At 72.7% G+C, this 25,421-nt stretch carries 22 protein-coding genes and 1 tRNA gene; 6 read left to right on the forward strand and 17 right to left on the reverse strand.

The genetic code is table 11. From position 1 onward, the window contains the following. The 9 genes from ACIB24_RS21615 to ACIB24_RS21655 all read right to left on the reverse strand — a co-directional run bounded on the left by ACIB24_RS21615 (window position 1) and on the right by ACIB24_RS21655 (window position 9,430). Window positions 1–675 carry a hypothetical protein gene (locus tag ACIB24_RS21615; protein WP_398284276.1) on the reverse strand — a complete coding sequence of 225 codons (675 nt, stop codon included), beginning with the start codon at window positions 673–675 and terminating at the stop codon, window positions 1–3. Between the two features lie 3 nt (window positions 676–678). After that, entirely contained in the window at window positions 679–1,155 is a 477-nt protein-coding gene (gene tsaE / locus ACIB24_RS21620) for a tRNA (adenosine(37)-N6)-threonylcarbamoyltransferase complex ATPase subunit type 1 TsaE (protein ID WP_398284277.1), read from the reverse strand. A gap of 21 nt (window positions 1,156–1,176) precedes the next feature. Continuing rightward, window positions 1,177–2,109 carry a peptide chain release factor N(5)-glutamine methyltransferase gene (prmC, locus tag ACIB24_RS21625; RefSeq protein ID WP_398284278.1) on the reverse strand — a complete coding sequence of 311 codons (933 nt, stop codon included), beginning with the start codon at window positions 2,107–2,109 and terminating at the stop codon, window positions 1,177–1,179. A 13-nt stretch (window positions 2,110–2,122) separates the two neighbouring features. Continuing rightward, entirely contained in the window at window positions 2,123–3,205 is a 1,083-nt protein-coding gene (prfA, locus tag ACIB24_RS21630) for a peptide chain release factor 1 (RefSeq protein WP_398284299.1), read from the reverse strand. A 159-nt stretch (window positions 3,206–3,364) separates the two neighbouring features. Further along, entirely contained in the window at window positions 3,365–3,580 is a 216-nt protein-coding gene (gene rpmE / locus ACIB24_RS21635; RefSeq protein WP_398284279.1) for a 50S ribosomal protein L31, read from the reverse strand. Window positions 3,581–3,791: 211 nt separating this feature from the next. After that, window positions 3,792–5,732: a transcription termination factor Rho gene (rho, locus tag ACIB24_RS21640; protein WP_398284280.1), complete on the reverse strand. Its 1,941-nt coding sequence runs from the start codon at window positions 5,730–5,732 to the stop codon at window positions 3,792–3,794. 313 nt (window positions 5,733–6,045) lie between these two features. Then, entirely contained in the window at window positions 6,046–7,050 is a 1,005-nt protein-coding gene (gene thrB, locus ACIB24_RS21645; protein WP_398284281.1) for a homoserine kinase, read from the reverse strand. Next, window positions 7,047–8,132 (reverse strand): threonine synthase, encoded by a 1,086-nt coding sequence (gene thrC / locus ACIB24_RS21650; protein ID WP_398284282.1) that lies wholly within the window; start codon window positions 8,130–8,132, stop codon window positions 7,047–7,049. Before thrC ends, thrB begins: the two co-directional genes overlap by 4 nt. Next, window positions 8,132–9,430, reverse strand: a complete 1,299-nt coding sequence (locus ACIB24_RS21655) for a homoserine dehydrogenase (RefSeq protein ID WP_398284283.1) — start codon at window positions 9,428–9,430, stop codon at window positions 8,132–8,134. The genes thrC and ACIB24_RS21655 overlap by 1 nt, the downstream gene beginning before the upstream one ends. Before the next feature lie 221 nt (window positions 9,431–9,651). Here ACIB24_RS21655 and ACIB24_RS21660 point away from each other — a divergent pair, with 221 nt between their 5' ends. Beyond that, window positions 9,652–10,329: a response regulator transcription factor gene (locus tag ACIB24_RS21660; protein ID WP_398284284.1), complete on the forward strand. Its 678-nt coding sequence runs from the start codon at window positions 9,652–9,654 to the stop codon at window positions 10,327–10,329. On the opposite strand, the gene ACIB24_RS21665 is transcribed toward ACIB24_RS21660, so the two are convergent. The 8 genes from ACIB24_RS21665 to argS form a co-directional block, all read right to left on the reverse strand. Beyond that, the gene (locus ACIB24_RS21665) at window positions 10,302–11,882 is read right to left on the reverse strand and encodes a sensor histidine kinase (protein WP_398284285.1); all 1,581 of its coding nucleotides are present in this window, start codon (window positions 11,880–11,882) and stop codon (window positions 10,302–10,304) included. The two genes, ACIB24_RS21660 and ACIB24_RS21665, sit on opposite strands and share 28 nt — an antisense overlap. Before the next feature lie 148 nt (window positions 11,883–12,030). Further along, on the reverse strand, window positions 12,031–13,080 hold the full coding sequence (gene meaB, locus ACIB24_RS21670) for a methylmalonyl Co-A mutase-associated GTPase MeaB (RefSeq protein ID WP_398284286.1): 1,050 nt from the start codon (window positions 13,078–13,080) through the stop codon (window positions 12,031–12,033). A gap of 4 nt (window positions 13,081–13,084) precedes the next feature. Next, on the reverse strand, window positions 13,085–15,238 hold the full coding sequence (gene scpA, locus ACIB24_RS21675; RefSeq protein WP_398284300.1) for a methylmalonyl-CoA mutase: 2,154 nt from the start codon (window positions 15,236–15,238) through the stop codon (window positions 13,085–13,087). 104 nt (window positions 15,239–15,342) lie between these two features. After that, window positions 15,343–17,307 carry a methylmalonyl-CoA mutase subunit beta gene (locus tag ACIB24_RS21680; RefSeq protein WP_398284287.1) on the reverse strand — a complete coding sequence of 655 codons (1,965 nt, stop codon included), beginning with the start codon at window positions 17,305–17,307 and terminating at the stop codon, window positions 15,343–15,345. A gap of 191 nt (window positions 17,308–17,498) precedes the next feature. Further along, window positions 17,499–18,329: a BON domain-containing protein gene (locus tag ACIB24_RS21685; protein WP_398284288.1), complete on the reverse strand. Its 831-nt coding sequence runs from the start codon at window positions 18,327–18,329 to the stop codon at window positions 17,499–17,501. After that, window positions 18,326–18,961, reverse strand: coding sequence for a helix-hairpin-helix domain-containing protein (locus ACIB24_RS21690; RefSeq protein ID WP_398284289.1), 636 nt, complete (start codon window positions 18,959–18,961; stop codon window positions 18,326–18,328). The genes ACIB24_RS21685 and ACIB24_RS21690 overlap by 4 nt, the downstream gene beginning before the upstream one ends. Window positions 18,962–19,199: 238 nt before the next feature. Then, window positions 19,200–20,639 (reverse strand): diaminopimelate decarboxylase, encoded by a 1,440-nt coding sequence (lysA, locus tag ACIB24_RS21695; protein ID WP_398284290.1) that lies wholly within the window; start codon window positions 20,637–20,639, stop codon window positions 19,200–19,202. A gap of 4 nt (window positions 20,640–20,643) precedes the next feature. After that, window positions 20,644–22,287 (reverse strand): arginine--tRNA ligase, encoded by a 1,644-nt coding sequence (gene argS / locus ACIB24_RS21700; protein WP_398284291.1) that lies wholly within the window; start codon window positions 22,285–22,287, stop codon window positions 20,644–20,646. A gap of 220 nt (window positions 22,288–22,507) precedes the next feature. Here argS and ACIB24_RS21705 point away from each other — a divergent pair, with 220 nt between their 5' ends. From ACIB24_RS21705 to ACIB24_RS21725, 5 genes are all read left to right on the forward strand, one after another. After that, complete coding sequence (locus ACIB24_RS21705) at window positions 22,508–23,224, forward strand: FadR/GntR family transcriptional regulator (RefSeq protein WP_398284292.1); 717 nt, start codon at window positions 22,508–22,510, stop codon at window positions 23,222–23,224. Next, window positions 23,221–23,919, forward strand: coding sequence for a TetR/AcrR family transcriptional regulator (locus ACIB24_RS21710; RefSeq protein WP_398284293.1), 699 nt, complete (start codon window positions 23,221–23,223; stop codon window positions 23,917–23,919). Before ACIB24_RS21705 ends, ACIB24_RS21710 begins: the two co-directional genes overlap by 4 nt. A 39-nt stretch (window positions 23,920–23,958) precedes the next feature. Continuing rightward, a tRNA-Arg gene (locus ACIB24_RS21715) sits at window positions 23,959–24,030 on the forward strand. 253 nt (window positions 24,031–24,283) lie between these two features. Then, window positions 24,284–24,598, forward strand: a complete 315-nt coding sequence (locus ACIB24_RS21720; RefSeq protein ID WP_398284294.1) for a thioredoxin family protein — start codon at window positions 24,284–24,286, stop codon at window positions 24,596–24,598. Next, window positions 24,595–25,194, forward strand: a complete 600-nt coding sequence (locus ACIB24_RS21725) for a bleomycin resistance protein (RefSeq protein WP_398284295.1) — start codon at window positions 24,595–24,597, stop codon at window positions 25,192–25,194. Before ACIB24_RS21720 ends, ACIB24_RS21725 begins: the two co-directional genes overlap by 4 nt. Window positions 25,195–25,421: the final 227 nt, after the last annotated feature.

Here is a 25,421-nt window from a genome sequence, read left to right on the forward strand (position 1 = left end):
CTATCTTTCAGCACGCAGCGGCTCCCGGACCGGAGAGAACATCGGGTCGGCCTCGGTGATCACCCGGGCCAGGACGGCGAACTCGGGTTCGCGCTCGTCGAGCAGGTCGGCCAGCTGCCGGACGGACGGCGCGTCGACGGCGAGCGCCTCGGCGCCCAGCCGCTCGGCCAGCTCGTCGCGGAAGGCGCCCAGCACGACCAGGTCGTCGACCTTCGCCGGGCCCACAACGTGCTCGACCAGGTCGTCGAGCTCACCGTCCACGTACTGCGGCGCCGCGCCGGGGACGAACAACCGGGCGAACGCGGTGCGCCGGGCGTGCTTGCGCACGGCCAGCACCGGCCGCTCCTCGGGGACGCAGCGAGCCATCAGCTCCAGGGAGTCGAAGCCCGCGACCGGCAGCTTGCGCGCGTAGGCCAGCCCGTTGGCGTAGGCGATGCCCGAGCGCAGCGACATCAGGTCGCCGGGGCCGCGGTCGACGACGATCGACTCCAGGTCGGCGACCCCGTGCCTGGCCTCGGCCAGGCACCGCGACACCAGACCGGCCACCCCGTCGAAACCCTCGGCCCGGATGTTCTGCGCGACGACGGGCCCCAGCTCGCCGTCCGAGCCCGTCGCCGATCTGAGCGCGACCTCGTAGTCGAACGACGAGGTCTCCATCAGCAGCTGCAGTCCCACGGTTCAGGCCCTTCCCGTCGTGGCCAGGTTCTCGACCACGCCCCGCCAGCGTTCGGCCGAGGCGCTCAGCGCGACCCGGCGCTCGTCGTCCGCGCCCGGCACGACCGACAGGTCCAGGTGCAGGGCGTCCGGGAAGTCGTCGGCGACCAGGCCGCCCCACTCGATGCACGTGACGGAGGTGTCGAAGTACGCGTCGAAGCCCAGGTCGCGGAACTGCCGCAGGTCGTCGAGGCGATAGGTGTCCATGTGCACCAGGGGCCCGCGCGGCGTCTCGTAGACGTTGGCCAGGGTGAAGGTCGGACTCGTCACCGGCCCGGTGTACCCGAGGGCCACGGCCAGGCCCTGCACGAACTGGGTCTTGCCGCTGGCCAGCTCGCCGGTGAGCAGCAGCACGTCGCCGGGTACGACGTCGGCGGCGATCCGCGCGGCCAGCGCGGTCGTCTCCGTCACGCCCCGGGTCGTGAGCACGGATTCGAACATGGACGCCTCCTCGGCTCGAGCCTACGGCGTTCCCGGCCCGCCCGAGGACCGGGCGACGGTAGGTGCGCGTCGCACGACGAGGGCCCGGTCGCGGCCGGTCAGGTCGACCTGGGTCACCGCGCCCTCCCACCCGGGGCCGCCGGCGATCGCGCGCGTCGCGGCGCCCTGGGCCTCGCCGTGCTCCATCACGAACAGGCCGCCCGGGCGCAGCAGGGCCGCCGCGGTCGCGACCACGGCCCGGGGCACCTCGAGACCGTCGGTGCCGCCGCCGTACAGCGCCAGGGCCGGGTCGTGGTCGCGGACCTCGGGTTCGACGGGTTCGGCGTCGGGCGGGATGTACGGCGGGTTGGCCGTGACGACGTCGGCCGCGCCGAGCAGGTCGACGACCGCGTCGACGCCGGTCGCGTCCCCCGCCCGGACGTCGACCCGCCCCTCGAGCCCCTCGTGCTCGGCCTCCAGCGCGGCCAGCGTGCGCCGGGCCCAGCCGACCGCCTCGGTCGACAGTTCCAGCGAAACCACCCGCGCGGTGGGCACTTCCACGGCGACCGCGAACGCGATCGCCCCCGAACCGCTGCACAGGTCGACGACCAAGGGGTCCCGCCCGGCCTCGACGAGCCGCCGGGCCTCCTCGATCGCCACTCCGGCGCTCAGCTCGGTCTCCGCCCGTGGAACGAAAACCCCGGGCCCGACGAGGATCTCGATGGTCCGGAAGGGCGCCGTACCGGTCAGGTGCTGCAGCGGCTCGCGCGCCGCCCGGCGCGCGGTGAGCTCGGCGAGCGAGGCCAGCCCGGCGTCGTCCAGCTGCTCGCGCAGCACGATCCGGCGAGCCAGGCCGGGCCGGTCGACGCCGAGCACGTGCGCGACCAGCAGGTGGGCGTCGGCCATCGGCGACGGGACGCCGGCCGCGGCCAGTTCCTTCTGCACCCCGGCGACCGCCTCGCCGAGCGTCACCATCAGTGCGCCCCCATCAGTCGGTGACCGACAGCTGGGCGGCCTCGTCGGCGTCGACGCAGGACTGGATCACCGGGTCGAGGTCACCGGCCAGCACCGCGTCGAGGTTGTAGGCCTTGAAACCCGTGCGGTGGTCGGCGATCCGGTTCTCCGGGAAGTTGTACGTCCGGATCCGTTCGGACCGGTCGACGGTCCGCACCTGCGAACGGCGGGCCTGGCTGGCCTCGGCCTCGGCGGCCTCCTGCGCGGCCGCGTGCAACCGGGCCCGCAGGATGCGCAGCGCCTGCTCCTTGTTCTGCAGCTGCGACTTCTCGTTCTGGCAGGACACGACGATCCCGGTCGGCAGGTGCGTGATCCGCACGGCGCTGTCGGTCGTGTTCACCGACTGCCCGCCCGGGCCGGACGAGCGGAACACGTCGATCCGCAGGTCGTTCGGGTCGATCTCGACCTCGCCGGTCTCCTCGGGTTCCGGCAGCACGAGGACGCCCGCCGCCGACGTGTGGATGCGCCCCTGCGACTCGGTCACGGGCACCCGCTGAACCCGGTGCACGCCCCCCTCGTACTTCAGCCGCGCGTAGACCCCCTCGCCGGGCGCCGGCGTCCCCTTGGCCTTCACCGCGAGCGAGACGTCCTTGTAGCCGCCGAGGTCGCTGTCGGTCGACTCGAGGATCTCGGTGCGCCAGCCGTGCTTCTCGGCGTAGCGCAGGTACATCCGCAGCAGGTCGCCGGCGAACAGGGCCGACTCCTCGCCGCCCTCGCCGGCCTTGATCTCGAGGATCACGTCGCGGTCGTCGTCGGGGTCGCGCGGGATGAGCAGGCGGCGCAACCGGGCCCGGGACTCGTCGAGGGACGCCTCGAGGCCGGGCAGCTCGACGGCGAACGAGTCGTCCTCGGCCGCCAGTTCCCGCGCGGCGTCGAGGTCCTCGGCGGCCGCGTGCCAGACGTCGTAGCCCTGCTTGACCGCGCCGAGCTCGGCGTAGCGGCGGCCCAGCTTGCGGGCCAGCCCGGCGTCGGCGTGCACCGACGGGTCGGCGAGCCGCTTCTCCAGCTCGTCGTGCTCGGCCAGCAGCGGCAGGACGGCGGCGGGCGCCTCCTCCATCACTTCTCCCGTCGTGATCATGCAGAAACCTCGCGCCCGGCCGGCGCCGGATCGCCGCGGACGTGACCTGCGCGAGGTTTCTGCATGATCACGACCGGTGCAAAGCAGAGGCGCCGACCTGCCCGTCGGGTGACGGGCGCGGTCGGCGCCTGCGTGAAGCTACTTGCCGGACTTCTTGCCGTAGCGCTGCTCGAACCGGGCCACGCGGCCACCGGTGTCGAGGATCTTCTGCTTGCCGGTGTAGAACGGGTGGCAGGCGCTGCAGACCTCGACCTTGATCTCGCCGCTGGTCGCCGTGCTACGGGTCGTGAACGTGGAGCCGCAGGTGCAGCTCACGGTGGTGTCCACGTACTCCGGGTGGATGTCGGTCTTCATTGCTCTCCTCGATCTCGCGGCCGCCGGGTCGTGCTGCGCGGACGCGCGCACGTGAACCGGAGCCATGGCCAGTGTGCCAGAGGGGGGTACGGCCTACATAACCCGGTGCCACCCCCGGCCATTCCCTCGCGGTATGCCTCGCCTGTGGGGGTGATTTCGACCGATCCGGTCCCGGATCACCCCCACTGGCGGGGCATAGCGGCAAGAGAGGTCAGTCGTCGGCGCCCGGCGAGGTCTTCTGGACCTGCATCAGGAACTCCACGTTGCTGGCGCTCTTCTTGACCCGGTCCAGCAACAGTTCGATGGCCTGCTGCGGCTCGAGGGCACCCATGACCCGGCGGAGCCGGTAGATGACGCTCAGCTCCTCCTTGCCCATCAGGATCTCCTCGCGGCGGGTGCTCGAGGCGTTCACGTCGACGGCCGGGAAGATCCGCTTGTCCGCCAGCTGGCGGCTCAGCCGGACCTCCATGTTCCCGGTGCCCTTGAACTCCTCGAAGATCACCTCGTCCATCTTCGAGCCGGTCTCGACCAGCGCCGTGGCGAGAATCGTCAGCGAGCCGCCGTTCTCGATGTTCCGGGCGGCGCCGAAGAACCGCTTCGGCGGGTACAGGGCCGAGGAGTCGACACCACCGGACAGGATGCGCCCGGACGCCGGGGCGGCCAGGTTGTACGCGCGGCCCAGGCGGGTGATCGAGTCGAGCAGGACGACGACGTCGTGCCCCAGCTCGACCAGCCGCTTCGCCCGCTCGATGGCCAGCTCGGCGACCGTGGTGTGGTCGTCGGCGGGACGGTCGAAGGTCGAGGCGATGACCTCACCCTTCACCGTGCGCTGCATGTCGGTGACCTCTTCGGGCCGCTCGTCGACCAGCACGACCATCAGGTGGCACTCGGGGTTGTTGCGCGTGATCGCGTTGGCGATGGCCTGCAGGATCAGCGTCTTACCGGCCTTCGGCGGCGAGACGATCAGACCGCGCTGGCCCTTACCGATCGGCGCCACCAGGTCGATGATCCGGGTGCTGATGACGTTGGGCTCGGTCTCCAGACGCAGCCGCTCCTGCGGGTAGAGCGGGACCAGCTTGCCGAACTCGGCCCGGCCCTTCGCCTCCTCCGGCGTCGCCCCGTTGACGGTGTCCAGCCGGACCAGCGCGTTGAACTTCTGCCGCTGGTTCTGCTGCTCACCCTCGCGCGGCTGGCGCACGGCCCCGGTCACGGCGTCGCCCTTGCGCAGGCCGTACTTCTTCACCTGGCCGAGCGAGACGTAGACGTCGTTCGGGCCGGGCAGGTAGCCGGACGTGCGCAGGAAGGCGTAGCTGTCGAGCAGGTCGAGGATGCCCGCGACCGGCAGCAGGACGTCGTCCTCGCTGATCTCCGGCTCGTCGGCGCCCATCGGCGCACCCTCGCCGCCACGGCCGCGACGCTTGCGGTCGCGGTAGCGACCCCGCCGGCGCCGGCCGCGGCCGTCACCGTCGTCGTCATCGTCGTCGTCCGGGCGGTTGTTGTCCGCGTTCCGGTTCTGGCCGTTCTGGTTGTTCTGGTTGCGCCCGTTCCGCTCGCCGCCTTCACGGTTGCCGCCCTCGCGGTTGCCGCCCTCGCGGTTGCCGTCCCGGTTGCGGTTGCGGTTGCGACCCTCGCGGGCCTGGCTGCCCTGCCCGTTCTGGCCGTTCTGCCGGGCGCCCTCGTCCGGCCCGTCGCCCTCGGCCGGAGTCGGCTCGGCGGCGGACGGGGCGGCGGACGGCGCGGCGGCCACGGCGGCGTCGGCGGCCTCGCCCGCGGTGTCGGGGGTCGTGACCACCTGCGGCGGGGTGTCCAGCGCGATCGCGGTCTGACCGGCCGGGACGTCGGACGTCTCGGCGACGGTCTCGGACGTCACGCTCGGCGTACCGGCGGCGGCCACGGCGCGGCGCGGACGGCGGGCGGGGGCCGGCTCGGCCGACGCGGACTCGGCTGGCGCGGACTCGGCGGACGCCAGGGGGGTGCCGCCGCCCTGGTGGACGCGGATGGCGTCGAGCAGCTCTGACTTGCGCATCCGTGCGGTGCCGGTGATACCCAGCTGGGACGCGACCGCCTGCAGCTGCGGCAGGCGGAGCGAGGAGAGATCGGCGCCCGCGGTGGCGGTGGCCTCGACGGCCGCGATCTCGGTGGTGTCTGTCACGAAGGTTCTTCCCCCTCTATCGGCAGGGAATCGGTTCCGCTGCCCGTGGGTGAGGCATCCGGCCAGAGAGGCCGGACGACGAATGCCGGTCGGCCACGCACGAACGTGGCCTGGAGAGAATGAGCGGCTGCCCCTGAAGATCAGGAGCGCAGGGCGGGCGGCCTGGTAACTCAGGCCCTCCCAGCTGCTGCATACGTACTGTAACACCGGTCCCGCCGATTGACGAAGGACCGGCCTTGTCGGGAATGCCCGGCGCGTCGCGGTGTGCCCGGGTTCGGCACCCTCGACCTTCCGGGCGGCAAGATCATCAGCCCTATCGGCCGGTGAAGTCACCATCTGTAGCCAGGACCGCGCCCGAGCCGTCCACCCCGGTGCGCAGGGCCTGCCAGCGCACGCCGTGCGGGTCGGGTCCGGCCAGCGCGCTCTGGACGGCGTTCCAGGCCTCGTCGCCCGCCCCCAGAACCAGCACGCTGGGCCCGGCACCGGAGACGACGGCCGCCCCGCCCGCCGCCCGGACCCGGGCGATCAGGTCGGCGGTCGGGCGCATCGCCGGCGCCCGCTGGGTCTGGTGCAGCCGGTCCTCGGTGGCCTCCAGCAGCAGGCTGGGCTGCCGGGTCAGGGCCTGCACCAGCAGCGCGGCCCGGCCCGCGTTGAACGCGGCGTCGGCGTGCGGCACCTCGGCGGGCAGCATCGCCCGGGCCGTCTCGGTGGACAGTTCGGTCGTCGGCACGCAGACCACGGGCTCCAGGTCGGCGCGCACCTCGACCCGCTCCGCGCGCGGCCCGCCGGCCGGCAGCGAGGTGCTCGGCAGCACGGACTGCCAGGAGATCGTGCAGCCGCCGTACAGCGCCGCCGCCGCGTTGTCGGGATGCCCCTCGAACCGGGTGGCCAGCGCCAGCAGGCACTCGTCGTCCAGCCGCGTCGGGTCGGCGAGCAGCCCACGGGCGGCCATCAGACCGGCCACGACGGCGGCCGCCGACGAGCCCATCCCGCGCCCGTGCGGGATCACGTTCTCGCAGGTCAGGCGCAGGCCCGGCTGTCGCTCGGCCGGCAGCCCGGCCTGCGCCAGACCGGCCCGCACCGCGCGCACGACCAGGTGCCGCTCGTCGCGCGGGACGCCGTCCGCGCCCTCGCCCCTGACCTCGACCTCGACGCCCGGCGTGGGCAGCGCGGTCGCGGTGACGACGTCGTGCACACCGAGGGCCAGCCCGAGGCTGTCGAAGCCCGGGCCGAGGTTGGCGCTGGTCGCCGGTACCCGGACGGTGGCCACGGCCCCCGGCGCAAGCAGCTCCCCCGAGAGTTCGGCGTGAGCGGTCATGTCAGCCCCAGGGCGCCGGCCACCGACATCGCGTCGACCTGCACCCGGACCGGCTCGACGGTGCTGCCGTCGGCGTTCTGCAAGGCCCACTGGGGGTCCTTCAACCCGTGCCCGGTGACGGTGCAGACCACGGTCTGCCCGGCGTCCAGCAGCCCGGCCTCGGCGCTCTTCAGCAGCCCGGCGACGCTCGCGGCGCTGGCGGGTTCGACGAACACGCCCTCCCGCGCGGACAGCCAGCGGTGGGCGGCGAGGATCTCGGTGTCGGTCACCGAGTCGATCTGCCCGCCCGACTCCTCGCGCGCCGCGAGGGCCTGCTTCCAGGACGCCGGGTTGCCGATCCGGATCGCGGTGGCGACGGTCTCGGGGTGGTCGACGGGGTGGCCCAGGACGATCGGCGCGGCGCCGGCGGCCTGGAAGCCCCACATGCGGGGCCGCTTCGTGGCCACGGGGGCCAGCCCGCCAGTCTCGACGGCGTACTCCCCGTAACCCTTCCAGTAGGCCGTGATGTTCCCGGCGTTGCCGACCGGCAGGCAGTGGATGTCGGGGGCGTCGCCGAGGGCGTCGACGATCTCGAACGACGCCGTCTTCTGGCCCTCGATCCGGGCCGGGTTCACCGAGTTGACCAGCTCGACCGGGTACGCCTCGGCCAGCTTCTGCGCCAGCGTCAGGCAGTCGTCGAAGTTGCCGTCGACCTGCAGCAGGGTGGCGCCGTGGGCGATCGCCTGGCTGAGCTTGCCCATCGCGATCTTGCCGTCCGGCACCAGGACCGCGCAGGTCAGCCCGGCGGCGGTCGCGTAGGCGGCGGCGCTCGCGCTCGTGTTGCCGGTGCTGGCGCAGATCACGGCTTTGGCTCCGCCTGCGGCGGCCACGGTCATCGCCGTGGTCATGCCCCGGTCCTTGAACGAACCGGTCGGGTTCACGCCCTCACACTTCAGCCACACCTCGCAGCCGGTGCGGTCGCTGAGCGCGTGCGCGCGCACCAGCGGCGTGCCGCCCTCGCCCAGCGTCACCGCGCTGACCCCGGCCAGGAACGGGAGCCGTTCGCGGTACTCCTCGATCACCCCGCGCCACGGACGCGCCATCAGTGCTCTCCCTCCACCCGGGTGACCCCGGAGACGGCGCTGACGGCGCTCAGGCCGCCCAGCGCGGCCACGGTAGCGGCCAGCGCGGCGTCGGTCGCCGCATGCGTGACGATCACCAGCTCGGCACCCTCGCCGTCGGGCAGCTGTTGCTGCCGGACGGTCTCGATCGACACTTCGTTCTGCGCGAAAACCGTTGATACCTGGGCCAGTACGCCCGGCCGGTCCTCGACGTCGAGGCTCACGTGGTACCGGGTCACGACCTCACCCATCGGCCGGACCGGTAGCTGCGCGTAGGCCGACTCGCCCGGGCCGAGGCTGCCCGCGACCCGGTTGCGGGCCGCGGTGATCACGTCGCCCAGCACCGCGCTGGCGGTCGGCGCGCCGCCCGCGCCCTGGCCGTAGAACATCAACTCGCCGGCGGCGTCGGCCTCGACGAAGACGGCGTTGAACGCATCGCGGACGCCGGCCAGCGGGTGCGACTCGGGCAGCAGCGCCGGGTGCACGCGCACGCTCACCCGCTCGGTCCCGTCGGCGGCGGTGACCCGCTCACAGATGGCCAGCAGCTTGATCACCGCGCCCATCGCCTTCGCGGAGGCGACCGTCGAGGCGGTGACACCCGTGATCCCCTCGCGGTAGACGTCGTCCACGCTGACCCGGGTGTGGAAGGCCAGGCTGGCCAGGATGGCCGCCTTGGACGCCGCGTCGAAGCCCTCCACGTCGGCGGTCGGGTCGGCCTCGGCGTAACCGAGGGCCTGGGCGGAGGCGACCGCGGCGTCGAACTCGGCACCCGTGCGGTGCATCTGGTCGAGCACGTAGTTCGTGGTGCCGTTCACGATGCCGAGGACCCGGTTGATCCGGTCGCCGGCCAGGCTCTCCCGCAGGGGACGCAGCAGCGGGATGCCACCCGCGACGCTGGCCTCGTAGTACAGGTCGACGCCCTGCTCGGCGGCCGCCGCGTACAGCCGCGGCCCGTCCTGGCCCAGCAGCGCCTTGTTGGCGGTCACCACCGAGGCACCGCTCGCCATCGCGTCGAGAATGAGGGTGCGGGCCGGCTCGATGCCGCCCATCAGCTCGACGACGACGTCGGCCCGCTTGACCAGCTCCTGGGCGTCCGTGGTGATCAGCCCGGGGTCGACCGCGAAGTTCCGCGGGGCGTCGGGGTTCCGCACCGCCACCCCGGCCAGCTGGACCGGCGCGCCGACCCGTTGAGCGAGCTCACCGGCGTGCTCGGTGAGCAGCCGCGCCACCTCCGAGCCGACCACCCCGCAGCCCAGCAGGGCCACCCGCACCGCGTCCACGACTACTCCCCAAGCTCTGGATCCAGACCGGGACCATGCTCCCACCTCCCGGGGCCCACCTTGTGCGACGGTCGTCACCCGTCCGGCGGAGAGCCTTGAAGATCACCGACGGGGCCCGGTACTGCGCAGTTCCGCTCGCAGAAACCGGGCAGAGCTCGTGATCTTGGCCCGCGGCCGGCCACCTCGCCCCGCTCTCAGCCGGAGTACGGCACGATCGGGGGGTGCGGGTACTGGTGGTGGAGGACGAGATCCGGCTGGCCGAGACGCTGCAGCGCGGGCTGACCGGCGACGGCTTCGTGGTCGACGTGGTGCACAACGGCGAGGACGCCCTGTGGGCGGCCACCGAGCACGAGTTCGACGTGATCGTGCTCGACATCATGGTGCCCAAGCTCAACGGCTACAAGGTGCTCGAGGAGCTGCGCCGGCGGGAGGTCTGGACGCCGGTGATGATGCTGACCGCCAAGGACGGCGAATACGACCAGGCCGACGCGTTCGAGCTGGGCGCCGACGACTACCTGACCAAGCCGTTCAGCTTCATCGTGCTGACCGCCCGGCTGCACGCGCTGATCCGGCGCGGCCGGCCGGAGCGCCCGGTGGTGCTGGCGGCCGGCGACCTGACCCTCGACCCGACCCGCCGCCGGGTCGAGCGCGGCGGGCAGGAGATCCGGTTGACGCCGCGCGAGTTCGGCCTGCTGGAGTTCCTCATGCGGCACCGCGGGGCCGTCGTGACGAAGGGCGAGATCCTCGACGGGGTTTGGGATTCCGCGTTCGAAGGTGACCCCAACGTGGTCGAGGTCTACATCCGCTACCTGCGCCGCAAGATCGACACGCCCTACGGGCGCGAGGCCATTCAGACGGTCCGCGGGATGGGTTACCGGCTCGACACCGACGGCGGCTGAACGGGCGGTTCGAAGTCGGCCCGGAAGCCCGACTCGACCAGGGGCGGGGCCGACCGGACGACGGGAGCCGGCCCGGCGTCGTCCAGCAGCTCCTCGAGGTCTTCCGGGTCGTCGGCGCCCAGCGCCGGCAACTGGACGATCACCTGCGCGCCGCCGCCGGGGGCCTCGCGGATGCTCACGCCACCCCGGTGGGCGCCGACCACCTCGGCCACGATCGCCAGGCCGAGGCCGCTGCCGCCGCTGCCCCGGTCGCGGCTCTCGTCCAGCCGGACGAACCGGTCGAGGACCCGCTCCCGGTCGGCCTCGGGGATGCCCGGCCCGTCGTCCTCGACGATCAGCACGGCGGTGCTGCCCACGGTCTCCAACCGGACCCCCACGGTGCCCGTGGCGTACCGGGTCGCGTTGTCCACCAGGTTGCGCACCACCTGGGACAGCTGGAGCTCGTCGCCCACCACCCGGGCGGGGCGGACCAGGGCCGCGACCTGCAGACCCGTGGCCGCCCGCAGGCGGGTGACCTCGCGGTTCACGACGTCGTCCAGGTCGACGTCGTCGTCGCCGACCAGGAGGCCGCGGTCGTCGGCCTTGGCCAGCAGGAGCAGGTTGTCGACGAGTTGGGACATCCGGTCCACCTCGGCGGACATCACCTCGCGCAGGTCGGGCCAGGACGCCCGGCCGCCGTCGGTGCCCGCGACCTCCAGGCTCGCGGCCATCGTGGCCAGCGGGCTGCGCAGCTCGTGACTGGCGTCCGAGACGAACTGGCGCTGGGTCCGCTGGGACGCGTCGAGCCGGTCGAGCATCGCGTTCATGGTGACCGCGAGCCGGGCGATCTCGTCGCGGGTCTGCGGGACGGGAACCCTTCGGTCCGAGAGCTTCTCGGCGTTGATCCCGGCGACCCGGGCCCGGATCCGCTCGACCGGGCGCAGGGCGCGACCGATCAGCACCCAGGTGGCCACGCCCACCACCACGACCAGCACCGGGAACCCGAACATCAGGAGCTTCAGCACCCGGTTCAGCGACTGCTGCTGCCCCTGGAAGGACGTGGCCATGATGACCGTGTAGCGGCTGCCGTCGTGCACGGCCCCCGCGGTGAGGACGATCCAGGGCCGCGCGGTGTCGGTGATCTTGCCCGGGGCGGCGCGCTCCGCCAGCCGCTGGCCCGGTTCGGGCCGCAGGCCGGTGAACGCCTTCTGGTCGTCCCAGTAGGCCGAGGTCGCCACCAGCCGGTCCTGCTCGGGGTCGACCGGGTCCTGGGCGACGACCTGGATGAGCATGCCCTGCGGCGCGCTCTGCTTGAGCTTGTCGTCCAGCCAGTCGGGGTTGCCGTTGTCGTTCACCAGCGTGACGTAGCTGCCGATCTTGTCCTGCTGGTCCTGCTCGATCGCGTGCACGAGGCTGCGCTGGAGCAGGTAGAACAGGACGGCGGTGCCGGCCCCCAGGGCGAGCGCCACCACGAGGGCCGCGGCCAGGGCCGCGCGCAGCCGGACGCCCGGCAGGAAGCGCTTCGGGGCGGACTCCGCCTCGAAGCGCCAGCCGTCGACACCGGTACCGGACACCTACCTATGGTCCCTCACCCGAGCTGAGCGCACGCCGAGTTCGCCCCAGGTATCACCCGCGGCCGCTCGTCGTGATCATGCAGAAAGTCCCCCGACCGGGTCGCGGGCCCCTCGCAGAGCCTCGCCGGCAGGGGGACTTTCTGCATGATCACGACAAGTGGGAGAGGATCTCCTCCGCGGCCTGCACCGGGGTCAGCTCACCGGCCAGCACCTGCTGCTCGAGCGCGGCGGCCAGGGACCGGGCCGGCTCCTCGCGCAGGCGGGCCAGCAGGCCGTCGCGGACCATCGCCCGGGTCCAGTCGATCAGCTGCCGCTGCCGGCGCTGGGCGAACGCGCCGGCCTCGACCAGGGCGGCGCGGTGCTTCAGGACGGTGGCCCACACGTCGTCCAGGCCCGTCCCCTCCTGCGCGCTGCAGGTCAGCACCTCGGGCTTCCAGCCGCCCTCGCCGACGGCCCCGATCAGGCGCAACGCCCCGGACAGTTCGCGCGCGGCCCGCCAGGCCTCGTTCTCGTGCGGACCGTCCGCCTTGTTCACGGCGATCAGGTCCGCCAGCTCGAGCACGCCCTTCTTGATGCCCTGCAGCTGGTCGCCGGAACGGGCCAGGGACAGGATCAGGAACGTGTCCACCATGTCGGCGACCGTCGTCTCCGACTGCCCGACGCCGACGGTTTCGACGATCACCACGTCGTAGCCAGCGGCCTCCACGATGATCATCGCCTCGCGGGTCGCCGCCGCCACTCCCCCGAGCGTGCCGGCGGTCGGCGAGGGCCGGACGAAGGCGTTCTCGTCCGTGGCCAGGCGGTTCATCCGGGTCTTGTCACCCAGGATGCTGCCGCCCGTGCGGGTCGAGCTCGGGTCGACCGCGAGGACGGCGACCCGGTGACCGGCCGCCGTCAACCGCGAACCCAGCGCATCGATGAACGTCGACTTGCCCGCCCCGGGGACGCCCGTGACGCCGAGCCGGATGGTGGCCGCACCATCCCCCGCGCCATCCCCCGCGCCATCCACCGCGCCGTCCGCTGCGTCGTCCGCCGCACCGACCGCGGGCGCGAGCTGGGCGAGCAGCTCCTGCGCCTGCCGCCGGTGGTCCGGCCGGGTCGACTCGACCAGGGTGATGGCCCGGGCCATCCACGTCCGGGAGCCCTTGCGGATCTCCTCGGCGGCCGTGTCGACGTCGAAGGACGGTCTGGGAGACACGAACTCAGTGACCCAGCCGCTCGCCGAGGGTCTTCAGCAGGTCGAGCGCCGACTCCGCGATCACCGTGCCGGGCGGGTAGATCGCCGCGGCTCCGGCCGCACGCAGCGCGTCGTAGTCCTGCGGCGGGATGACCCCGCCGACCACGATCAGGACGTCGCCCGCCCCGAGCGCCTCCAGCTCCTCCTTCAGCGCCGGCACCAGCGTGAGGTGCCCGGCGGCCAGGGAGTTCACGCCGACCACGTGCACGTCGGCCTCGACGGCCTGCCGCGCCACCTCGGCCGGGGTCTGGAACAACGGGCCCACGTCGACGTCGAAGCCGAGGTCGGCGAAGGCCGTGGCGATCACCTTCTGGCCGCGGTCGTGCCCGTCCTGGCCCATCTTGGCCACCAGGATGCGGGGACGGCGGCCCTCGGCCTCGGCGAAGGCGTCGGCCGCGGCCCGGGCGGCGTCGACGGCCCCGGCCTCGCCGTCACGGGATGCCTCGTCGCGGTACACCCCGGTGATGGTACGGATCTGCGCCTGGTGCCGGCCGTAGACGGCCTCCAGCGCGTCGGAGATCTCGCCCACCGTGGCCTTGGCCCGGGCCGCGTCGATGGCCAGCTTCAGCAGGTTCCCGTCCAGCCCCGCGGCGCGGGTGCCCGCCTGCGCCTCGCCGGCCGCGTTCGTCAGGGCGTTCAACGCCCGCTCGACGTCGTCCGCGGAACGCTCCTCGCGCAGCCGGCGCAGCTTGTCCAGCTGGCGGGCCCGCACGTCGGCGTTGTCGACCTTGAGAACCTCGATCTGGTCCTCGTTCTCGGGCCGGAACGTGTTCACGCCGATCACCGGCTGGCGGCCCGAGTCGATCCGCGCCTGGGTGCGGGCGGCGGCCTCCTCGATGCGCAGCTTCGGGATGCCCTCCTCGATCGCCTTGGCCATCCCGCCGGCCTGCTCCACCTCCTGGATGTGCTGCCAGGCGCGGCGGGCCAGGTCGTAGGTCAGGCGCTCGACGTACGCCGAACCGCCCCACGGGTCGATCGTGCGGGTGGTGCCCGACTCCTGCTGCAGCAGCAGCTGGGTGTTGCGGGCGATCCGGGCCGAGAAGTCGGTCGGCAGGGCCAGCGCCTCGTCGAGGGCGTTGGTGTGCAGCGACTGCGTGTGGCCCTGGGTCGCCGCCATCGCCTCGATGCACGTGCGCACGGCGTTGTTGAACACGTCCTGTGCGGTCAGCGACCACCCGGAGGTCTGCGAATGCGTCCGCAGCGACAGGGATTTCGGGTTCAGCGAGCCGCCCTCGGGGGCGAACTGGTTGACCAGGCGGGCCCACAGCAGGCGCCCGGCGCGCATCTTGGCGACCTCCATGAAGAAGTTCATCCCGATCGCCCAGAAGAAGCTCAGGCGCGGCGCGAACCTGTCCACGGCCAGCCCGGCGCCGACGCCGGCGCGCAGGTACTCGATGCCGTCGGCCAGCGTGTAGGCCAGCTCCAGGTCGGCCGTCGCCCCGGCCTCCTGGATGTGGTACCCCGAGATCGAGATCGAGTTGAACTTCGGCATCTTCTCCGAGGTGTAGCTGAAGATGTCGGAGATGATCTGCATGCTCGGGGCGGGCGGGTAGATGTAGGTGTTGCGGACCATGAACTCCTTGAGGATGTCGTTCTGGATCGTCCCCGCGAGGAGTTCCGGCGCCACCCGCTGCTCCTCCGCCGCCACGACGTAGAGCGCGAGAACCGGCAGTACGGCGCCGTTCATGGTCATCGAGACCGACATCTTGTCCAGCGGGATGCCCTCGAACAGCTGGCGCATGTCGTAGATCGAGTCGATCGCCACGCCCGCCATGCCGACGTCGCCGATCACGCGCGGGTTGTCCGAGTCGTAACCGCGGTGCGTCGGCAGGTCGAACGCGACGCTCAGGCCCTTCTGGCCGGCGGCGAGATTGCGCCGGTAGAAGGCGTTCGACTCCTCCGCGGTGGAGAAGCCGGCGTACTGCCGGATGGTCCACGGCTGGGTCACGTACATCGCCGGGTACGGCCCGCGCAGGTACGGCGGGGTGCCGGGGTAGCCGTTCGTGAAGTCGAGGCCGTCGAGGTCGGCCGCCGTGTAGAGCGGCTTCACGTCGATGCCCTCGGGCGTGTGCCACGGCTCGGGCTCAGGGGCGCCGAGCGCGTCGTGCCACTCCTTCAGAACATCCGGCTGGACGACGTCCGCCGCCGCGGGCGCGTCGGCGCCGGTCGGGTTCAGCGGGACGTCCGAGAAGTCCGGCACGGCCGTGGTTTCTGGTGTGGCGGTCACTGCGCGCCTCCTTCGATCCCGGCGACGGCCTGCGCCTCGCGCAGCACGGCCAGGGCGTCGACCCCGGTGAACACGTAGCCGTCGATCCCTGCGGCCGCGTCGGACTCCGCCCGGTCGCCGGCCTTTCCGGCCAGCCAGACGTGCCGGGCCCCGGCCTGTTTCAGCGCCTCGGCGACCGGAGCCGCGTGCTCGGCGTAGACCTTGTCCGACGTCGCGAGCACCGCGGCCACGGCGCCCGACTTGGTGAACGCCTCGGCGATCGCCACAGGGTCGGTACCGGCAGCGCCGAGGTCGGCGCTGTTCGGGGTGGCGAACCCACCGGCCTGGAAGAGCGCGGCCGCGAACGTGACCCGCGCCGTGTAGGCGCTGGCCGGGCCGAGCGCGGCGACGAACACGCTCGGCCGCGAACCGTTCGCCTCGGTGGCCGCGTCGGCCGCGTCGCGCAGCGCCTCGTACTCGTCGGCGTAGCGCCGCACCGGCAGCCCACCCTCACGCCGCGCCGCCTCGGGGTAGGGCGTCCGCTCGACCGGCGCCTCGGCGACGTTCGGGAACTCGCTGACGCCGGTCAGCTGGTCGCGCCGCGTGGCCAGGTTCTTGGCCCGCCGGTCCCACACCGCGTCCAGTCGCCGGAGGACCAGCCCGGAGTCCAGCGCCGCCACGATGCCGCCCGCCCGCTCCAGCTCCTGGAACCAGGCCCAGGCGGCCGCGGCCAGGTCGTCGGTCAGCTTCTCGACGTAGTACGAACCGCCCGCCGGGTCGATCACCCGGGCCACGTGACTCTCGAGCACGAGCAGGGACGACGTGTTGCGGGCGATCCGCCGGGCCAGGTCGTCGCTCAGCCCGATGGCCGCGTCGAACGGCTGCACGGTGACCGCCTGCGCGCCGCCCACGCCGGCGCCGAAACAGGCCAGCGTCGTGCGCAGCATGTTCACCCAGGGGTCTCGGCGGCTCATCATCGCCGAGCTGGTCACGCCGTGCTGGCGCTGCCCGCGGGCCGCCTCGGGCACGCCGAGGACCTCACCGACGCGCGCCCAGACCCGGCGTGCAGCGCGGAACTTCGCGATGGTCAGGAACTGGTCGGCGCTGGCGGCGTAACGGAACTCCAGCTGCCCGAAGGCCTGCTCGGCGGTGAACCCGGCGGCCACGAGCGCGCGCACGTAGGCGACGCCGGTGGCCAGCGCGGCGCCCAGCTCGTCGGCGTCCGAACCGCCGGCCTCGTGGTAGGGCGTCGCGTCGACGACGGCCGCCCGGATACCGGTGAACTCGTCCCGGGTGCGCGCGGCGAGCGCCGTCAGCACCGAGAGCCCGGCGGCGACGTCCGAGTCGCCCGTGCGGGCGTGCAGGCCGATCGGGTCGGCGCCCAGATTGCCGCCGACCGACTCCGGCAGCACGCCACGGGAGGCGACGACGCCGAGGTACTCGGTGGCGGCGGCCTCGGTGGCGGCCCCCGCGTCGAGCACGACGGGGGCGAGGTCGAGGTACACGTCGCGCAGCACGTCGTCCAGGCTGCCCAGCGGGATCGCGCCCTCGCCGACCGCCAGCCACAGCGACGTGACGCCGTTCTCCAGGTCGGTCATGACCTGGTCGTGGGCGATCTTCGGGTCGGGGTGGGCGTGCCGTTGCCGGACGTCCCAGCCGGTCTGCGAGGTTCCCGTGGCGGTCGCGGCCCGGGTGAAGGGGACCGCACCGGGCGCGCCGTCGTGATCGGCCGTCGCACTGCCGCCCGGGGCGTCGTCGGCCGTGTACAGCGGCAGGACGTCGATGCCGTCGTAGGTGGTCGTGCTCAGCTTCGCCTCGGCCAGGTCGAGCTGATCAGGGCCGTCCCCTTCGCCCAGAGCGCCCGACTTGCGCAGCACGGCGGCGACGGCGGCCCGCCAGTCGTCCCGACCGGCGGCGTCGAAGGCCGCTGCGAGGTCGAGATGGTCCGGCGGCTGCGGCTGATCATCCAGGGCAGCGGTCATACGGCTCAGCGTAGGAACCCCGTCGCCTCACGTCACACCCGCTGCCGTGACATCCCCCACTGTCCCTCCCCCCGTCGATCATGCGCAAACGCAGCACCACCGCGTCGATCATGCGCAAACACATGATGCGTTTGCGCATGATCACCGTGGAAATGCTGCGTTTGCGCATGATCGACGCGGGGAGGGGCGCGTCAGGGCACGTCGATGTGGTCCTCGGTGACCCCGGGGGCGGCGGTGCGGGCCACGGCGCGCAGCACGGCGCTCTCGGCGGCGGCCGTGCGCACGCTCCCGCGCACGACGGCCTTACCGTCGGTGTACCGCACGATCAGGCCACCCCCCGGCGCGGGCACCGCCCGGACGACGGCGGCCAGCTCCCCCACCTGCGGCGAGTCGGCCTCGGCCAACGACGGGTCCAGCATCAGCTGGTCGTCCACCGGCCGGCCGGCGGACCCGACCGCCGCGAGCACGGCCTGGCGCTGCTCGTCCGAGCCGACCCATCCGGTCAGCCGGACGCCGCCCCCGGCGAAGGTCAGGCTGAACGGCAACTGATCCCGGGGCTGGCCCGCGGGAGCGGGTTCACCCGCCACGCCGGGCGCGGGTGCTTCGGTGGGGGCGGGCGCCGGCGGGGGCGACGGCTCCGGCACGGGCACCGGGACGGCGGGCGCCCCGACCGCCGGGGCGACCACGGTCACCGCCCGTACCCCGCGCACCGTGAGGACGGCCGCCCGGGCCCGCGGCCCGTCGTCCGCGGCCAGCCCGCGCAGGACGACGTCGCGCCCGCTCACGTCGACCCGCGCCTGGGGCAGGTCGACGGCGTTCAGGGCGATCGTCGTCCGGCCGGTCAGGTCGTCCTCGACGTGCCCGCGCACGACGGTCGCCTGCAGGACGAACAGGGCGGTCAGCCCGGCGACCCCGGCCACGACCGGCATGGCCAGCCGGGAGTTCGCGGCCGCGACCCAGCCCGTGGAGATCAGCCCGGTCACCCGCGCACCGACCCGGCTGACGGCGTCCCCACGGTTCATCGGGCGCGCCGGCCGGAGACCAGGGTGGCGGTCAGCTGGGCGAAGCCGTTCTCGTCCCCGGTGGCCAGCAGGCGGGCCTGCTCGGGCCAGGTGGCCAGGCTCGGCGCGAACCGCAGGCCGGCGGCGCGGATCGCCGCCTCGATGGTCTCGACGTCGGTACGGGCCAGGGCGTCGAACGTGAGGATCCCGGCGGCATTCAGGGCGCCGGCCATCTTCGGGCCGACCCCCTCGATGCGCTGCAGGTTGTCCTGCTGGACGGCGACCCGCGCCCGGGGGGCCGGACGCTGCCGGGACCGGCTCTGGGTCGGGATCAGCACGGCCAGGGGGTCGGGTTCGGAGTCGGGGTCGGACGGCGCCTCGGGCTCGGTGCCCGACTCGTCCGCGAGATCGATGACCGCGGGCGCGTTCTCGGCCGCATCCGGGGGCGCGGTCTCGTCGGCCGACTGCGCCTTCGGGGCACCCGACGCACCGGGCACGCGCCGCGGCAAGGGCTTGAGCGTGAGCTCCGGCCGGGGCGCGCCGTTGCGCTCGGGCTCGGTGTAGAGGTGACTGTGCAGGACCCAGCCGACGACGGCCCCCAGCCCGAAGGCCAGGGCCAGCATGATCAGGGACTGCCCGAGGAACCACGCCATGAGGTGCTCCGTGCGCTCGTCGTGAAAAGACGCACGGCGGACCTGGGTCGCCGTGCCGGTACGGGCACGATGCCACAGTCAGTGATGCAACGGTCACATATTGTCGTTGGGCGGCGCAGTGTCGTCACAACCGCCGCAAGCGCCCCAAGATCGCCTTCGCTGCCGGGTTCCGACGAGCGGAACTGAGCGACTCCCGGCACGCCGGGCGATCATCTGCCTGAGGGCCGCCGGCCCACCGTCAGCCGACGTCGAGCGCCAGGAGGTCGTCCTCGGTCTCGCGGCGCACGATCACGCGGGCCTCGCCGTCGCGCACGGCGACGACCGGCGGGCGCGGTACGTGGTTGTACTGGCTGGCCATGCTGCGGCAGTAGGCGCCGGTCGCGGGGACGGCGAGCAGGTCGCCGGGCGCGACGTCCGAGGGCAGGAACTCGTCCCGGACGACGACGTCCCCACTCTCGCAGTGCTTCCCGACGACCCTCGACAGGACGGGCCCGGCACTCGACGCCCGTGACGCGAGGGTGCACGAGTAGTCGGCGTCGTAGAGCGCGGTGCGGATGTTGTCGCTCATCCCGCCGTCCACGCTGACGTACCGGCGCGCGGCCCCGCCGTCGAGCGGGACGTCCTTGACGGTGCCGACCCGGTAGAGCGTGAACGCGCTGGGCCCGGCGATGGCCCGGCCCGGTTCCACCGAGATGCGCGGCACGTCGATGCCCAGGCCGCGGCACTCGCGCAGCACGATCGCCGCCAGCTGGTCGGCCAACGCCTTCGGTTCCAGCGGGTCGTGCTCGCTGGTGTAGGCGATGCCGTACCCGCCGCCGAGGTCCATCTCCGGCAGGTCCACCCCGTGCTGGACCTTCGTCGCGGCGTGCAGGTCGAGCAGCCGGCGCACCGCGACCTCGAAGCCGCCGGTGTCGAAGATCTGCGAGCCGATGTGACTGTGCAGGCCCCGCAGCTCCAGCTCGGGCAGGGCCAGGATCTTCGCGATCGCCGCCGCCGCATGACCTTCCGACAACGACAGGCCGAACTTCTGGTCCTCGTGGGCCGTCGACATGTACTCGTGGGTGTGGGCCTCGACGCCCACGGTCACCCGCACCATCACCGGCTGCCGCACCCCGTACCGGCGCGCCGCCTCGGCGACGCGGTCGATCTCGGTCAGGGAGTCGACCACGATCCGGCCGACGCCGTTGCTCACGGCCCGATCGATCTCGAAGTCCAGTTTGTTGTTGCCGTGCAGAGCGATCCGCTCCGGCGCGACGCCGGCCCGCAGCGCCACGGTGAGTTCGCCGCCCGAGCAGGTGTCGAGGTGCAGCCCGTCCTCGGCGACCCAGCGGGCGACGGCCGTGCACAGGAACGCCTTGCCCGCGTAGTAGACGTCGGCACCGCCCACCGCGGCGAACGCCTCGGCGAAGGCGTCGCGGAAAGCCGTTGCCCGGGAACGGAAGTCGGTCTCATCCAGGATGAAGGCCGGCGTCCCGAACCGCTCGGCCAGGCCGACGACGTCGAGCCCGCCGACCTCCAGGGCGCCGGCGGCGCCCCCCTGCGTCAGACGGGTCACCGTGCGCGCCCACAGGGCGGGCAGCAGGACGTTGGTGTCGTCCGGCGGCCGCAACCAGGCGGGAACCGTTGCGACAGAACCGTATCCCGGGGCATGCAGCGCCCCGGCCTCGTGTGCCGACACTGCCTTACATCCTCTCCGGGGCGGACACGCCCAGCAGGTCGAGCCCGTTGGCGAACACGACGCGCGCGGCCTCGGCCAGCCAGAGCCGGCTGCGGTGCGCGTCGGTCACCGACTCCTCGGCCCGCGGCGTCACCCGGGTCGCGTCGTACCAGCGGTGGAAGTGCCCGGCCAGCTCCTCCAGGTGCCGGGCCACCCGGTGCGGTTCCCGCAGCTGCGCGGCGTGGGCCACGACCCGCGGCATCTCGGCCAGGGCGCCGAGCAGAGCGGTGTCGGTCGGGTCGTCGAGCAGGGCCGGGTCGAACCCGTCCTCCCGACGTACGCCCGCCTCGACGGCGTTGCGGGCGATCCCGGCCAGCCGGGCGTGCGCGTACTGCACGTAGAAGACCGGGTTGTCGTTCGTCCTGCGGGTCAGCACCTCGCCGTCGAGCGTGAGCGGCGAGTCGGCCGGGTAGCGGGCCAGGCTGTACCGCACGGCGTCCACCCCGAGCCAGTCGACCAGGTCGCGCAGCTCGATGATGTTGCCGGCCCGCTTGCTCAGCTTCGCCCCGCCGACCGAGACCAGCTGCCCGATCAGGACTTCCAGGTTGACCTCGGGGTCGTCACCGGCGCACGCGGCCAGGGCCTTCAACCGCTGCACGTAGCCGTGGTGGTCGGCGCCGAGCATGTAGATCTTCTCGCCGAAGCCCCGGTCCTTCTTCGACAGGTAGTAGGCGGCGTCGGCGGCGAAGTACGTCTTCTCGCCGTCGGCCTTGACCAGGACCCGGTCCTTGTCGTCGCCGAAGTCGGTGGTCCGCAACCAGACCGCGCCGTCCCGGTCGTCCACGTGGCCCTGCTCGCGCAGCCGCTCGATCGCCGCCTCGACCGCGCCCGCCTCGTGCAGCGTCCGCTCCGAGAACCAGACGTCGAAGTGCACGCCGAAGTCGGCCAGCGTCTGCTGGATCTCCCCCAGCTGCAGCCGGTACCCGGCCTCCCGGGCGAGGACCAGCGCCTCGTCGTCCGGAAGCCCATCGATCTCCGGGTGCTCGGCCCGGACCTTCACGGCCAGCTCCGCGACGTACTCGCCCTTGTACCCGCCCTCGGGTACCTCCGTGCCCCGCAGCCGGGCCAGCACCGACGCCCCGAACCGGTCCATCTGCGCCCCCGCGTCGTTCACGTAGAACTCGCGGGTGACCTGCGCGCCCGCCGCGCTGAGCAGCCGGCCGAGCGCGTCGCCGAGGGCCGCCCACCGGGTGTGACCGATGTGCAGCGGGCCCGTCGGGTTGGCGGAGACGAACTCCAGGTTCAGCACGTGGCCGGTCAGCGCGTCGCTGCGCCCGTACGCCGCGCCCGCCTCGACGATGGTCCGGGCCAGCTCCCCGGCCGAGGCGGCGTCCAGCACCACGTTCAGGAAACCCGGCCCGGCGACGTCCACACTCTTCACCCCGGCCACCTCGCCGAGCCGCGCGGCGAGCGCCAGGGCGACCTCCCGCGGGGGCCGGCCGGCCTGCTTGGCCAGCTGCAGGGCGATGTTGGTCGACCAGTCGCCGTGCTCGCGCTGCTTGGGGCGCTCCACCCGCACCTCGTCGGGGACCACGACGGCGAGTTCGCCGGCCTCGACGGCGGCGAGCAGGCACGCCCGGACGGCGGCGGAGAGCTGGTCAGGAGTCACCCGCCCAGGGTATCGGCGGGCGCGAGTCGATTTTTCCGCCCCGCCCGACGGCGCTTCAGGTTCAAGATCGCCCGAAACGGGGCATGCTCGTGGTGTCGGCCACTTCCCGGGGGGTCATTTTTCGGCTCGTCCGTGCGACGCTGGACGGCACGGCGAATCAAGCACGGTCGCGAGACCTGACCCGCGACGTGCCACGGAGTATCTAGTAGGGGCTGCTTGGATGTCTGTCACGACCACGGAACCCGGGGGGCCCCTGCGCACGGCGCGGCGGGCGGGCCTGATCGAGCAGGTCATCGACCAGCTGCGGGCCCAGATCACGTCGGGCCACTGGGCCGTCGGGTCGCGGATCCCGACCGAGACCGAGCTGTCGGCCCTCACCGCGACCAGCCGCAACACGGTGCGCGAGGCGGTGCAGTCGCTGGTGCACGCCGGGTTGCTGGAGCGCCGGCAGGGGTCCGGCACTTACGTGCTGGCCTCGAGCGAGCTGGCCGGCGCGGTCAGCCGCCGGGTCGCCGACGCCCGCTACGTCGACGTGCTCGAGGTGCGCCGGACGCTCGAGGTCGGCGCCGCCCGGCTGGCGGCCGAGCGGCGCACCGCCGACGACGTCGCGCTCCTCAAGAGCCTGCTCGACCGGCGGGTCTCGGCCCGCGCGGCCGGTGACGTCGAGGTCACGGTGGCGACCGACGTCCAGTTGCACCGGGCCATCGCCCGCGCCGGGCACAACCCGGTGCTGTCGGAGCTGTACGAGAACTTCATCGACGCCCTGCACGAGAACGTCCGGCAGAACGTCGAGGAGCATCCCGAGGTGCCCGACGAGAACCACATCGTGCTGATCCAGGCCATCATCGACGGCGACGCCGACCTGGCCGCCGCCGAGGCGGCCCGCTTCCTGGACGAGTTCCTCGCCGTCGCCGAGCTCCCCTCCGGCGAGGGGTGAACCCGGCGGGGAGTCGGGTAGGCCCGACCGCGCCGCTCACGAAGAGCCCGCGGCCGACGAACCCCCGCAGCGCCCGGACCCGGGCGACGATCCTCGCCACCGCACGACAGATGATCGCCAGGGACGGCGTCGAAGCGTTCAGCTACGCCGCCCTGGCCACCCGGCTCGGCGTCACCCGGCAGACGATCTACCGGTACTGGCCCCGGCGCGAGGACCTGCTGCGCGACGCGGCCATCGAGGGCCCGGACAACTACTTCCTGGCCAGCTCCGTCGAGGTGCGCCCGATCCTGCTGGAGTGGGTGCGCAACTTCGCGCAGCGGATGTCGCAACCCGATGCGGGCGCGGCGGTCCTCGAGCTGATGCGGCAGGCGGAGGGGCAGGCCGCCGCCGAGGTGTCCCTGACCGAGCTGATCGAGGGCCGCCGGGAGCACCTGAACCAGCTGCTCATCCCGACGGGCTACAGCCTGACCTCCGAGGACTTCTCCCTCCTGATGGGCCCGGTGACCTCGCGCCGGTTCCTCGCGCGGGCCGAGCTCACCGCCCCCTTCCTGGAGGCCGTCGTCGACCAGTTCCTGGCCCGCCCCTCGGCCCGGCTCTCGCTGCCGGGCTCGGGGCCCGGCCCGTATCCCCTGACCGCTCGGCCGGTGCCCGAGGAGCAGCCGGACGACGTCCGCGCGCCGGTATCGGGTTCGTAACCTCCCGTGCGCCCCTGCTAAGGTTCGAAAGCGCCCCGAGCCCCCGTAGCTCAGGGGATAGAGCGTCGCCCTCCGGAGGCGAAAGCGCAGGTTCGAATCCTGCCGGGGGCACAACAGATCTGCGCAGGCTGATAGGTCCTCATGTTGTTCGGTGGCCCGGCCAGCCAGGGGGCCATTTGTGGCCTGACCTGCATGTCTGGCCCTCCTGGGACAGGATGCGACGCCAGTACTCGAGCATCTCCAGGGGCCCTGTTTCGGCCGCCGTAGCGTCATAGGCCTGGCTCGTGGCGTGCCCTCAGGGGCACAGCACACATCTGCGCTAGGGAGTGTTGAGGGCACGCGCCTTCAGGTAGATGATCGGTGCGTGGATATCGCCGTCATCTACTTCGACGGATGCCCGAGCTGGCGCATCGCTGAGAACCGCCTGCAGGAAGCCTTGAACACGATCGGCGCGTCCACACCGCAGATTCGGACCGTCGAGGTCAGTTCCGAAGTCAAGGCGCAAGCTGCGGGCTTCGCCGGGTCACCGACCATCCTGATCGATGGAACCGACCTGTTCCCGGTCCCTCGCCCGTCAGCCGCATTGGCCTGTCGCCTGTACTCCACCCCCTCAGGTCTAGCTGGATCACCCACCGTGGCTCAGCTCGTCCTGGCTCTGTCCGAGAGAACTCGATCATGACCACCGAAGCCAACAGCACCGACCATGACGCCGAGTACCTGCGGTGCGGCTGCTGCGGACGAGAACGCCTCGCCAATCGCGTCACTGAACTCGACAGCTCCCCCGGCATCTACATCTGCCTGGGCTGCGCCCTCTCCGCAGCACGACGAGTCAGCCGCCTGCCGGTCCCCAGCCTCGACCCCCGCGGGTTACTGCACCGGCTGCAGCATCTACTCCCCGGCGGCCCCGGCCACAGCCACGCCCACCAGGGCGTGCCCACCTACGGCATCGCCATCCCGATCTTTCCCGTCACCGACTTGAACCGCTCCCTGCCCTACTACAGACGGCTCGGCTTCAAGGTCGTCGAGCACCTGAACGACTACGCCGTCCTGGCATCCGGGGACATCGAGCTCCACCTGAACGAAGCCTCCGACCGCACCCCCGACGAGGCCTTCATCCACGTCACAGGCGACCCGACCAGCCTCTGGAAACGCCTCAGCGACCGCAACCTGCCCGGCCTGGGACCGGTGCAGGATCAGCCCTGGGGCCTCCGGGAATTCGTCGCCACCGACCCCGATGGCAACACGCTGCGGATCGGGCATCCCTCCCCGAGCTGACGCGCCGCGAGTAGGCCCTGGCAGTCCCAACCGCGAGAAACGTGAGCAGGCTCGGCAAGCGGGCCGCGCAAACACGTTCGCGGCGGTCAACTTCCACCCATTTCCAGGCGCGCCACCCAGCCCTGTTACAGAGAGACTGTCCGATTTCCGGTGTAACCGGGTCTGACGGTTTCAGTTGGTGGTGCTCGGTGTGAGCCGTCCTTCGAAGGTGATCGCGAAGGCGTTGA

The organism is Spongisporangium articulatum (genome assembly GCF_044465595.1).
Lineage (GTDB): Bacteria > Actinomycetota > Actinomycetes > Actinomycetales > Kineosporiaceae > Spongisporangium > Spongisporangium articulatum.

What these genes read in the sequence shown, in the direction of transcription:
- tsaE (WP_398284277.1), bottom strand. Translation starts at nt 1,155, where the DNA reads ATGTTCGAATCCGTGCTCACGACCCGGGGCGTGACGGAGACGACCGCG.
- prmC (WP_398284278.1), bottom strand. Translation starts at nt 2,109, where the DNA reads ATGGTGACGCTCGGCGAGGCGGTCGCCGGGGTGCAGAAGGAACTGGCC.
- prfA (WP_398284299.1), bottom strand. Translation starts at nt 3,205, where the DNA reads ATGGAGGAGGCGCCCGCCGCCGTCCTGCCGCTGCTGGCCGAGCACGAC.
- rpmE (WP_398284279.1), bottom strand. Translation starts at nt 3,580, where the DNA reads ATGAAGACCGACATCCACCCGGAGTACGTGGACACCACCGTGAGCTGC.
- thrB (WP_398284281.1), bottom strand. Translation starts at nt 7,050, where the DNA reads ATGACCGCTCACGCCGAACTCTCGGGGGAGCTGCTTGCGCCGGGGGCC.
- thrC (WP_398284282.1), bottom strand. Translation starts at nt 8,132, where the DNA reads ATGGCGCGTCCGTGGCGCGGGGTGATCGAGGAGTACCGCGAACGGCTC.
- ACIB24_RS21680 (WP_398284287.1), bottom strand. Translation starts at nt 17,307, where the DNA reads ATGACCGCTGCCCTGGATGATCAGCCGCAGCCGCCGGACCATCTCGAC.
- ACIB24_RS21685 (WP_398284288.1), bottom strand. Translation starts at nt 18,329, where the DNA reads ATGAACCGTGGGGACGCCGTCAGCCGGGTCGGTGCGCGGGTGACCGGG.
- ACIB24_RS21690 (WP_398284289.1), bottom strand. Translation starts at nt 18,961, where the DNA reads ATGGCGTGGTTCCTCGGGCAGTCCCTGATCATGCTGGCCCTGGCCTTC.
- ACIB24_RS21705 (WP_398284292.1), top strand. Translation starts at nt 22,508, where the DNA reads ATGTCTGTCACGACCACGGAACCCGGGGGGCCCCTGCGCACGGCGCGG.
- ACIB24_RS21725 (WP_398284295.1), top strand. Translation starts at nt 24,595, where the DNA reads ATGACCACCGAAGCCAACAGCACCGACCATGACGCCGAGTACCTGCGG.